This is a genomic window from Nocardioides sp. (assembly GCF_041600255.1).
In the GTDB taxonomy this organism is placed as follows: domain Bacteria; phylum Actinomycetota; class Actinomycetes; order Propionibacteriales; family Nocardioidaceae; genus Nocardioides.
Map to the genome: position 1 here is coordinate 1 of NZ_JBFIKK010000116.1, position 10,423 is coordinate 10,423.

General features: G+C 72.3%; 9 protein-coding genes and 1 pseudogene. 3 read left to right on the plus strand and 7 right to left on the minus strand.

Features of this window, described 5'->3' with window-relative positions; translation table 11 throughout:
- From ABZE72_RS13060 to ABZE72_RS13090, 7 genes are all read right to left on the minus strand, one after another.
- On the minus strand, positions 1-396 hold a 396-nt coding region (locus tag ABZE72_RS13060), incomplete at its 3' end, for an amidase family protein (protein WP_372729473.1).
- A 7-nt stretch (positions 397-403) separates the two neighbouring features.
- The gene (locus tag ABZE72_RS13065) at positions 404-1,039 is read right to left on the minus strand and encodes a carbon monoxide dehydrogenase subunit G (protein ID WP_372729474.1); all 636 of its coding nucleotides are present in this window, start codon (positions 1,037-1,039) and stop codon (positions 404-406) included.
- A complete protein-coding gene (cutA, locus tag ABZE72_RS13070) occupies positions 1,036-3,444 on the minus strand; it encodes an aerobic carbon-monoxide dehydrogenase large subunit (protein ID WP_372729475.1) in 2,409 nt (802 codons plus the stop codon). Before cutA ends, ABZE72_RS13065 begins: the two co-directional genes overlap by 4 nt.
- The gene (locus tag ABZE72_RS13075; protein WP_372729476.1) at positions 3,441-3,974 is read right to left on the minus strand and encodes a (2Fe-2S)-binding protein; all 534 of its coding nucleotides are present in this window, start codon (positions 3,972-3,974) and stop codon (positions 3,441-3,443) included. Before ABZE72_RS13075 ends, cutA begins: the two co-directional genes overlap by 4 nt.
- Positions 3,974-4,837: a xanthine dehydrogenase family protein subunit M gene (locus ABZE72_RS13080; protein WP_372729477.1), complete on the minus strand. Its 864-nt coding sequence runs from the start codon at positions 4,835-4,837 to the stop codon at positions 3,974-3,976. Before ABZE72_RS13080 ends, ABZE72_RS13075 begins: the two co-directional genes overlap by 1 nt.
- Positions 4,834-6,267, minus strand: coding sequence for a uracil-xanthine permease family protein (locus ABZE72_RS13085; RefSeq protein WP_372729481.1), 1,434 nt, complete (start codon positions 6,265-6,267; stop codon positions 4,834-4,836). Before ABZE72_RS13085 ends, ABZE72_RS13080 begins: the two co-directional genes overlap by 4 nt.
- Positions 6,268-6,400: 133 nt before the next feature.
- The gene (locus ABZE72_RS13090) at positions 6,401-7,675 is read right to left on the minus strand and encodes a PucR family transcriptional regulator (RefSeq protein WP_372729478.1); all 1,275 of its coding nucleotides are present in this window, start codon (positions 7,673-7,675) and stop codon (positions 6,401-6,403) included.
- Positions 7,676-7,763: 88 nt separating this feature from the next.
- Between ABZE72_RS13090 and ABZE72_RS13095 the strand changes: the two genes are divergently transcribed.
- From ABZE72_RS13095 to ABZE72_RS13105, 3 genes and pseudogenes are all read left to right on the plus strand, one after another.
- Positions 7,764-8,519: a DUF2877 domain-containing protein gene (locus tag ABZE72_RS13095; RefSeq protein WP_372729479.1), complete on the plus strand. Its 756-nt coding sequence runs from the start codon at positions 7,764-7,766 to the stop codon at positions 8,517-8,519.
- On the plus strand, positions 8,516-10,003 hold the full coding sequence (locus ABZE72_RS13100) for an FdrA family protein (RefSeq protein WP_372729480.1): 1,488 nt from the start codon (positions 8,516-8,518) through the stop codon (positions 10,001-10,003). The genes ABZE72_RS13095 and ABZE72_RS13100 overlap by 4 nt, the downstream gene beginning before the upstream one ends.
- Positions 10,000-10,423: pseudogene (locus ABZE72_RS13105) on the plus strand (hypothetical protein); the annotation flags it as partial. The gene ABZE72_RS13100 and the pseudogene ABZE72_RS13105, both read left to right, overlap by 4 nt.

Sequence of the window (10,423 nt, forward strand, 5' to 3'; positions counted from 1 at the left end):
GCCCGCCGCGAACTCCGGCACGTTGGTCTTGCCGAGCACGACGACGCCGGCGCGGCGTACCCGCTCCACGATCAGCTCGTCGGTCTGCGGCACGTGGTCGGCGAAGATCGGGGACCCGTACGTCGTGCGCCAGCCGGCGACCGCGTGGGTGTCCTTGAACGCGAACGGCAGCCCGTGCAACGGACCCACCGGGTGACCGGCCGCCAGGAACTGGTCCGCGTGCCAGGCCCCCTCCCGCGCCCGCTCCTCGTCGAGCGAGACGATCGCGTTCAACTGCGGGTTGCGCTCCGTGATCCGGTCGAGGTGCAGGTCGAGCAGCTCGCGTGCGGAGATCTCCCGGGCCCGTACGGCGGCCGCCTGGGCGCGCGCGGTCGACTCGACCGAGAGCTCGCTCATCGCCGGGTCACCGGCGCCGGCCGAACACCGACCCGGCGATCACCCCGAGCAGCACCAGCCCGGCACCCACCGCGATCCCCTTCATGAAGTCGTCCTGCGAGCCGACCCCCACCCGGGCGCCGCTGGTCCGCGCGGGCGCGGTGAAGACCGGAGCGCCCTCGGCGCTGGTCGAGGTCTCGACCGGAGTGGCCGGGCCGGCGTCGGCGCCCGTCAGGACCCGGTCCACGTTGCCGAAGAACTCGCCGGCCATCCGCCGCGAGACCGAGGTCAGCATCCGCTGGCCGACCCCGCCGATCATCCCGCCGACCACCGCGTCCGCGTCGTACCGCACGGTGGTGGTGCCGTCGTCACCGGCGACGAAGGCGACGCCGACCTGGGCCCCGATGGTGCCGGGTGCGCCCGAGCCCTGGAGCTTCATCTGCAGCGACTCCCCCACCCTCAGGTCGGTCATCGCGCACTCACCAGCGTAGGTGCCCTTGATCGCCGCCACCCCGGCCGTCACGGTCATCGCGTAGGCGTTCTCGCCGGTGGCCTCGAGCCGCTCGCAGCCCGGGATCGTGCGCACCAGAACTGACGGGTCGAGCAGGGCCGACCACACCTGGTCGACGGGGGCGTGCAGGACGGCGTCGCCGGTGAACTTCATGGGGTCTCCTTCGAGCGCTGCTGGCGCAGCTCGAACAGGTCGGACGGCGAGATGGGCATCGCCGTGATCGGGAATCCTTCGGCGTCCTCGATCGCCGCCGCGAAGACCGCCGCGGACGGGATCACCCCGGCCTCCCCGGCACCCTTGATGCCGAGCGGGTTGAGCGGCGAGGGCGTCTCGAGGTGGTCGATGTCGATGGTGTCGGGGACCTCGCTGACGTAGGGCATCAGGAAGTCCATGAACGAGGCGTTCTGCAGCTGACCGTTCTCGTCGTAGGCCATCCGCTCGTAGAGCGCACCGCCCACGCCCTGGGCGACGCCGCCGTGGATCTGTCCCTCGACGATCATCGGGTTGATCAGGTGGCCGCAGTCGTGCACGACGGCGTACGTGAGGATCCGGACCTCGGCGGTCTCCGGGTCGGTCTCCACGATCACCGCATGCATCCCGGCGGCGAAGGTGGCCCGCTCCGGCGAGTAGAAGTCGCGACCCTCCAGGCCGGGCTCCTCGTCCTCGGGCACCGGCGGCTTGCCGGGGTCGCCCACGGAGAACTGGGTGGCCGCCTTGGAGGCCTCGTCGAAGGCGTAGCGCAGCGGGTTGGACAGCACCGAGACGGTGCCGAGGTCGATCGACGTGCCGGGCGAGCCCTTGACCGAGACGACGCCGTCGACGATCTGCAGGTCGGCCGGGTCGGCCTCGAGGGCGTCGGCGGCGATCTTCAGCACCTTCTCCTTGGCCCGCTTGGCGGCAAGGTGGATCGCCGACCCGCTCATCACCGCAGCGCGAGACGCGAAGGTGCCCACGGCGTAGGGCATCCGGCGGGTGTCGCCGGTGACCACCTCGACGTCGGAGAACTTCACGCCGAGCTCGTCGGCGACCAGCTGCGCGAAGACGGTCGCGTGTCCCTGCCCCTGGGTGGTCAGGCCGGTCGCCACCTTGACCTTGCCGGTGGTCTCGATGTGCACGTGCGCGCCCTCGTAGGGCCCCACCCCGGTGCCCTCGACGTAACAGGCCAGGCCGATCCCGACCTGGCGTCCCTGGGCCGCCATCTCGGCTCGGAACGCCGGGAACTCGTCCCAGCCCACCAGGGCCTTGATCTTCTCCAGCAGCGCCGGGTAGTCGCCGGAGTCGTACTCCAGCTCGCGGCCGTCCTGGAAGACCATCTGCTGGTCGAAGGGGAACTCGTCGGGCTGGATGAAGTTCACCGAGCGCACCTCGGCGCGATCCTTGGCCAGGTACGCCGCGATCGCGTCCATCGTGCGCTCCATGACGTAGCAGCCCTGCGGGCGACCGGCGCCGCGGTACGGCGTGACCATCACGGTGTTGGTGTAGAGCGACTCGAAGACCACCCGGTAGTTCTGCGGCTTGTAGGGCCCCAGCAGCTGGGTGGAGGTGATGATCGGGACGATCAGGCCGTACGGCGTGTACGCGCCGTGGTCGTGCCAGAACTGCACCTCGAGCCCGTGCAGCCGACCGTCGTCGTCGAAGCCGACCTCGACGTGGTGCACCTGGCCGCGCTCGTGGGCCGAGGAGATGAAGTGCTCGCGCCGGTCCTCGGTGAACTTCACCGTCCGACCCAGGGCGCGGGCGGCCAGCGGGACCAGGAGCTCCTCGGGCCAGGGGTGGTTGATCTTCACCCCGAAGCCGCCGCCCACGTCCGGGGTGATGACGTCGACCTGGCCGAGGTCGAGGCCGAGCTTGACCGCCACCGCGGCGCGCACACCGGTCGAGGTCTGGGTGGAGGTCCACACCTGCAGCCGGTTGATGTCGGCGTCCCAGCGCGCGACCGTGCCGCGACCCTCCATCGGCATGCAGGCACTGCGCTCGATGGTCAGGTCGAGGGAGAGCCGGTGCGGTGCCGCGGCGATCGCGGTGGGGGCGTCCCCGACGTTCTGCTCGAGCCGGGCGCCGACGTTGCCGGGCACGTCCTCGTGGACGAGCCGCGTCGCCTCGCGTGCGGCGTCGATGCCGACCACCGGCGGCAGGAACTCGTAGGCGACCTTGATCCGGGCGACGGCGTCCTCGGCGATGTAGCGGTCCTCGGCGACGACGAAGGCGATCGCCTCGCCCACGTGGTTCACCTCGTCGCGGGCCAACGCGTACTGGGTGCGGCCGTGGGTGAGCGCCGGGTGCGGGATCAGCAGCGGCAGCGGCTCGGCCATCGGGCCGGTCAGGTCCTCGTAGGTCCACACCGCGTGCACGCCGTCGAGGTCGAGCACCTCGTCGACGTCGATGTCGAGGATCCGGGCATGGGCGTGCGGGGAGCGCAGCACGGCGGCGTGCAGCATCGAGGTGCCCGAGCCGATGTCCGCGGCGACCCCGACGTCGTCGACGTAGCGGCCCTGGCCGCGCAGGAAGCGCTGGTCCTCGACGCGCTGGACGGGGGTGCCGAAGAGCTTGGTGGTCATGCCTGCACCCGGCTCGCGGCCCCGGAGTCGGCCGGCAGCTCGGCCGGCAGGTCGGCGGCGAGCTCGGCGGCGCGCTCCACGGCCTTGACGATGTTCTGGTAGCCGGTGCAGCGGCACAGGTTGCCGGCGATCATCTCCTTGGCCTGCTCCCGGTTCGGGCACGGGTTCTCCCGCAGCCCGGCGGTGATCGTGGTCAGGAAGCCCGGGGTGCAGAAGCCGCACTGGAGGCCGTGGCACTCCGCGAACGCCTGCTGGACCGGGCCCAACGAACCGTCGGGGTTGGTCAGCCCCTCCACCGTGGTGAGCTCGACGTCGACCGCGGAGACCGCCAGCAGCAGGCACGAGCGCATCGGGGCGCCGTCGACCAGGATCGTGCACGCCCCGCAGACCCCGTGCTCGCAGCCGACGTGGGTGCCGGTCAGCCCCAGGTCGTGGCGCAGCGCGTCCGACAGCAGCCGGCGGGCGGGCACCCGGACGTCGTGCGAGACGCCGTTCACCCGCAGGCGTACGTCGTGCAGTTCCTCACTCATCAGGCCCTCCCCAGAGCATGGTCGTACGCCGCCCGCAGGACGCGGCCGGTCAGCACCCGCACCAGCTGGGCACGGTAAGCCGCGGTGGCGTGGATGTCCTCGGCGGGCTCGAGCTCGAGCAGGGCTGCCTCCCCGGCAGCCGTCAGCGAGGCATCGTCGACCCCGCCGGCCAGGCTGGCCGTCAGGTCCACCACCACCGGGGTGTCGTTGACCGAGAGGTAGCCGGCCCGGGCCGAGACCACCGCGCCGTCCTGCACCCGGACCAGCGCGGCCACACCGCACATGGCGTAGTCGCCGTGGCGCCGGGCGAGCTCGTCGAAGGCGACCCCCTCCCCCGGGCCCAGCCGCGGGAAGTACGCCGAGACCGCGATCTCGTCGTGGCGCAGCGAGGACTCCAGCGGGCCGACGAACAGGTCGGCGGCCTCGATGGTGCGGGTCCCCGTGGACGAGACCGCCTCGACCGAACCGCCGAGCAGGCGGAGCACCACCGGCATCTCGGCGGCCGCGTCCGCGTGCACGATCGAGCCGACCGTGGTGCCGCGGTTGCGGATGGTCGGATGGGCCACGTGGTGCAGCGCCATCGCCAGCAGCGGCTGCGCCTGACGAGCGCCCGGGTGGGCGAGGACGGCGGCGTGCCGGGCGAGTGCCCCCACCCGGACGCCGTCGTCGTCCACCTCGATCTGGTCGAGCCCGGCGATGCCGTTGATGTCGACCAGCGCCGCCGGCGCGGCCAACCGCATCGACAGCAGCGGGACCAGGCTCTGGCCCCCGGCCAGCACCTTCGCGTCGGGCTCGCCCGCCAGGGTCTCCAGCGCTCGGGTCAGCGTGGTCGGGCGGGTGTACGCGAAGGGTGCGGGCTTCACTCGGGAGCACCTCGCCGCTGGCCGGGAGCGGCCGGGGCGTCGGCGTGGGCGCCGGTGCGTCCGACGGCCATCATCGTGCCCTCGATGTCGGGCGGGGCGACCATCCGGGCCAGGTGGTAGCCACCGACGATGATGATCGTGCCGAGCGCGATGCCGCCGAGGGTGAAGTTGTCGGTCACCTCGAAGAAACCGGTGGTGCCGAAGCCGATGCCGACGATCAATCCGGCCGCGACCGGCACCAGGTTCACCGGGTTGGCGAAGTTGACGTGGTTCTCGATCCAGATCTTGGCGCCCAGCAGACCGATCATCCCGTAGAGCACCAGCGTGATCCCGGCCAGCACACCACCGGGCGTCGCGTAGACGATCGCTCCGAACTTCGGCACGAAGCCGAGCAGGATCGCGACCCCGGCAGCGACGAAGTAGGCGGCCGTGGAGTAGACCCGGGTCGCGGCCATCACGCCGATGTTCTCGGCGTACGTCGTGGTGGGCGAACCACCCACGGAGGTCGCGATCACGGTGCCGACACCGTCGGCGGCGACCGCGCGGCCGACGTAGGGGTCGAGGTCCGTCCCGGTCATCCCGGAGACCGCCTTGACGTGGCCGATGTTCTCGGCGACCAGGGCGATCACGGCCGGCATGGCGAGCAGCGCGAAGGTGATGGAGAAGTCGGGCAGGTGCCAGCCGACCTGGGCCATGTTGCCGAGCTCGTTCTGGTTGCCGACGAGACCGGCGACGGTCTTGTCGGGGAAACCGAACCAGGGGGCGTCGCTGATCGAGGCCCAGTTCACCCGGTCGCCCTCGACGCCGCCGACACCGATCAGGTCGAAGACCCAGGAGAGGACGTAGCCGAAGATCAGGCCGAGGAAGATCGCGACCCGGCCCAGGAAGCCGCGCAGCCCCACGGCCATCAGGATCACCGCGAGCATGGTGATCATGCCCATCCACGGGTCGGCCGGCAGGTAGACGTTGGTGGCGACGCCGGCGAGGTTGAAGCCGATCAGCATGACCACACCACCGGTGACCACCGGCGGCAGCACCGCGTTGACGGCCCCCGCCCCGAAGTAGTGGATCGCGACACCGACCAGGGCCAGCACCACACCGGAGAGCAGGATCGCGCCGGTCACGTCGGCCGGCCCACCGCCCTGGGAGTAGATCGCCGCGGCACCACCGACGAAGGAGGCCGAGGTGCCCAGGTAGCTGGGAACCTTCCCCTTGACGATCAGCAGGAAGCAGATGGTCGCGATCCCGCTCATCATGATGGCGAGGTTGGCGTCCAGTCCCATGATGATCGGGAACACGAACGTGGCTCCGAACATCGCGATGACGTGCTGGGCGCCCAGGCCCGCCGTCTTGCCCCACGACAACCGCTGGTGTGGCGCCACGGCCTCACCGGGTTGCGGGTCGACCACGTCCCACTTGAACATCGACATGAGCGACATGACAGGTCCTCTCGTAGTGCGGTCGGGCCCCGAGACTCCACAAACTAGTGATCTTCATGACACACCCTCGACGGCGAGAAATGCCGAAGGAACGCCGGGACCGCTGGCACGTCTTGTGGCGCGCTCAGCCGGTGACCTCCAGCACCCGGAGCGCCACCGCCACGTCGAGGCGCAGGTGCTGGTCACTGCTGAGCGGGCCCAGCAGCCGCTCCAGCTTGCTGACCCGGTAGCGCATCGTGTTGTAGTGGAAGAACTGCAGGCGCGCGGCCTCGGCGACGTTGAAGTTGGTGTCGAGCAGCATCTGCAACGTGGTCCGCAGGTCGGCGGCCTCCGTGGTCTGGCGGGCCAGCGGACCGAGTACGTCGTGGGCGAACGAGCGCAGCTCGTCGGTGTCCGGGATCAGGGCGATCAACCGGTGCACGCCCATCTGGTCGAAGAAGGTGGTCGACCCACCGCCCTTGAAGCGACGGCCCACCTCGACCGCGCGCCGGGCCTGGGCATAGGCCTGGGGCAGTTCTTCGAGACTGCTCGCCACCCGGCTCACCCCGACCGAGAACGGTTGCCGACCGCCGCCCTTGTCGCCGGCCACCGCGTGCACCGCCCGTCGCACGACGTCGTGCCCGGCCACGTCGGTCGCGTCGCCCGCCCCGACCGGGAGCAGGGTGACCACCTCGGTGGAGAAGTCCACGCTGGGGATCCGGTGGTCGAGGTTGCGGCTGACCTGACGCCAGGCGGCGCTGAAGCGCTCCTGCCACTGGCGGCGCTGACTGCGCGAGACCGGCGGCTCGTCCTCGCCCGGAGGGTCGATCTCGGCGGAGACCACGACCACCGGCCGACGCAGGTCCCAGCCGAACGTGTCGGCGTGCTCGGCGACGTACTCGGGATCGGTGGCGAAGCCGGTCGCGCCGCGCAGGAACAGGTCGCGCAGGAAGTCGCCCTGGTACTTGTTCTCGACCGCAGCCACCGCCTCCTCCCGGGTGATCAGCAGCGCCGCGACCGCCGCCGCGCGCTCGAGCGCGTGCACGTCGTCGTCGGGGATCGCACCCCGGGTGCGCCAGCAGACCAGCCGGGCAAGGTCGGCGCCGCCGGCCGCGACGCGCAGGCTGCGTGCCTCGCCCTCACCCACCGAGCTCGCACCGTGACCCAGCCTCTCGACCCGGACCCGGCCGGTGTGGTCGACCAGGTCCCGCTCGGCGAGCAGGCGGCGAGCCTCGGTCGAGGCGGCGCCGGCCCGCTCCCGGCCGTCGGAGGACGTGATCACCACGCTCACGTCCAGCACCCGCGCCACCTCGGCAGCGATCCCGTCGAGGTTGCCGCCCTCGAGGACGATCTGGGTCAGGGCCGCGTGCAGAGCGTCCACCCGCGCCAGCGCCGCGATCGCATCCTTGTCGCTTATCAAGTCTTGTCCCTCATCCCGCGGATCGTTGGCACAACCTCACATCGGCTCACCCTAGTCATGGCCGGTAGCGTCGGAAAGCGTGATCCCCGTGAGCGCACCCCCCCGAGTGGCTCAGCGGCTGCGGTCCGCCCCCGACGGAAAGGTCCGGGTCGTGCACCACGGTCGGCATGCGACGTACGTCGCGATCGGCGGCTGGGCGGTCGGCCTCGTGTCGGCCTCCGGGGTCGCGGTGCCCTGTGCGCTGAGGTCGAGGAATCGTGATCTCGGCTCGGTGCCGGCCGAGTCGGCGTACGTTCGACAGGGGGTTCTCCACCTCGACGGGAGACCGCTGGTGGTGGGTCGGATCCTGGCGGACGTGGGCGTCCGCCGGCTCGACCCGGAGGGAATCGCCCGTAGGGCGGCGAGCTCGGCCGCCTCGCAGGCCGTCCCCTCGGCCTCGGTGACCGGGCTCGTCGTTCCCCCGGGCCTGACGGACCGACCGATGGCCGCCCGCGTGGGCGGGCTCGTGGGTCGGGGCGACGGACTCACCCCGGCCGGCGACGACCTGCTCTGCGGCTGGCTGGCGACCCATCGAGCAGCCGGCGTGGCGACCCCGGACGTCGACCGCGCGATCCGCTCCCACCTGCCGCGCACCACCCTGCTCTCCGCGACCCTGCTCGACTGCGCCCTGCACGGTGAGTCGGTGCCGGAGTTCCTCGCCTTCCTCGACGCGCTCGGCACGTCCGAGGAGGACGCCGCCACCAGGGCCCTGTACGCCGTCGGCCACTCGTCCGGAGTGGCGCTCGCCCAGGGCGCCCGGCTGGCCCTCTCCGCGCTCCGCAACCAGATCGGATCCGTCGCATGACCGACTCCACTCCCCTCACCCACGTCGAACTGCGCCGCGGCGCCTACGCGGACTCGGTGACGCTGCTGCAGGTGAGTCGTGCGGTCCAGCAGCACGACGGCGTCCTCGCCGCCCAGGTGGCGATGGCCACCGAGCTGAACGTCGAGGTGCTGACCGGGATGGGGTTCCACGTCCCGAGCGACGCCACGACCAACGACCTCGTCGTGGCGCTCCGGTTGGCCGACGCCTCCGCCCTGGACGACGCCCTGGCCGGCGTCGCCGACGCCCTGCTCGCCGCCAACCGGCGCGACGAGGGCCCCGCCACGGTGGCGCCCGCCCGTACGACGGCCTCCGCGCTGCGCCGCCAACCGGACGCGGTCGTGCTGGTCTCGGTGCCCGGGGCCCATGCCTTCGTGGAGGCGATGGACGCCCTCGACGCCGGCCGCGACGTGATGATCTTCAGCGACAACGTGCCGCTCGAGCAGGAGGTGGTGCTCAAGCGCACGGCGACCGATCGCGGCCTCCTGGTGATGGGGCCCGACTGCGGAACGGCCGTCGTCGGCGGCCTCGGGCTGGGCTTCGCCAACACGGTGGCGCCCGGCCCGGTCGGGATCGTTGCCGCGTCGGGCACCGGCTGCCAGCAGCTGCTCGCCCTGCTCGACCATGCCGGTGTCGGCGTCTCCTCGGCCCTCGGGGTCGGCGGGCGCGACCTCTCCACCGACGTCGGCGGGCTCTCCACCCGGGAGGCGATGCGCCGACTGGACGCGGACCCGGAGGTCGAGCTGATCGTGCTGGTCTCCAAGCCACCCGCCGAGCAGGTGGCCGACGAGATCAGGGCGTACGCCGCGCACCTGAGCACCCCCGTCGAGTTCGCGCTCCTCGGGGCCGGCCGGCCCGACCTGACCGCGGCGGCCGAGTCCGTGCTGACCCGGCTCGGTCACGACGTGCCCGCCTGGCCCGTCGAGGGCACCGCGCGGCCGGTGCGGGCCGGTCGCCTGCTGCGCGGCCTCTTCGTGGGCGGCACGCTCTGTGACGAGTCGATGCTGATCGCCGCCGAGGCCCTGGGCCCGGTTCGCAGCAACATCCCGCTCTCCCCCGACCTGGCCCTCGACCTCACCGGCGACGAAGCCCTCTCCGCGGACGGTCACACGATGGTCGACTTCGGTGACGACGCCCTGACCGCGGGTCGCGCCCACCCGATGATCGACCCAGGGCTGCGCCTGGAGCACCTGGCCCGGGCGGGCGCCGACGAACGGACGGCCGTCATCCTGCTCGACCTCGTGCTCGGCCACGGCGCCGAGCCGGATCCGGCCGCCGACCTCGCCCCTGCGATCGCCGGGCTGCGCCCACCGGTCGTGGTCGCCCTCGTCGGCACCACCGCAGACCTGCAGGACCGCGCGCGCCAGGCCCGCACCCTGGTCGAGGCCGGGGCCGAGGTCCACCTGTCCAACGCCGGCGCCACCCGCCGCGCGATCGAGCTGCTCACCGAACGGGGACCCCGATGACCACCCCCCAGCACATCGTCTCCGCCGGCGCCGACCTCTTCGCCGACGCCGTGGCGAGCCAGGCCGTGGACGTGACCCGCGTCGACTGGCGCCCCCCGATCACCGGCACCGAGCGAGACCTGGCCGTGGTCGCCGGCGACCCGGTCCGCAGGGCCGCCAACGAGCGCGCCCTCGCGGCCATGCTCGGCGTGACCGCCCGACTCGTCGACGTCGCGCCCGCCGGCGAGGTGCTCGGCCTGGAGCGCGGCCAGTTCCTGCACGCCGGCCCACCGTTGACCTGGGAGCGTGCCTCCGGCCCGATGCGCGGCGGGTTGATGGCCGGCGCCGCCCTCGAGGGCCTGGTCGACGACCCCGAGGACGCGCCGGCCCTCTTCGAGTCCGGTGCCGGGATCGAGCTCGCGCCCTGTCACAGCCGTCGTA

What these genes read in the sequence shown, in the direction of transcription:
- ABZE72_RS13065 (WP_372729474.1), bottom strand. Translation starts at nt 1,039, where the DNA reads ATGAAGTTCACCGGCGACGCCGTCCTGCACGCCCCCGTCGACCAGGTG.
- cutA (WP_372729475.1), bottom strand. Translation starts at nt 3,444, where the DNA reads ATGACCACCAAGCTCTTCGGCACCCCCGTCCAGCGCGTCGAGGACCAG.
- ABZE72_RS13100 (WP_372729480.1), top strand. Translation starts at nt 8,516, where the DNA reads ATGACCGACTCCACTCCCCTCACCCACGTCGAACTGCGCCGCGGCGCC.
- ABZE72_RS13085 (WP_372729481.1), bottom strand. Translation starts at nt 6,267, where the DNA reads ATGTCGATGTTCAAGTGGGACGTGGTCGACCCGCAACCCGGTGAGGCC.
- ABZE72_RS13075 (WP_372729476.1), bottom strand. Translation starts at nt 3,974, where the DNA reads ATGAGTGAGGAACTGCACGACGTACGCCTGCGGGTGAACGGCGTCTCG.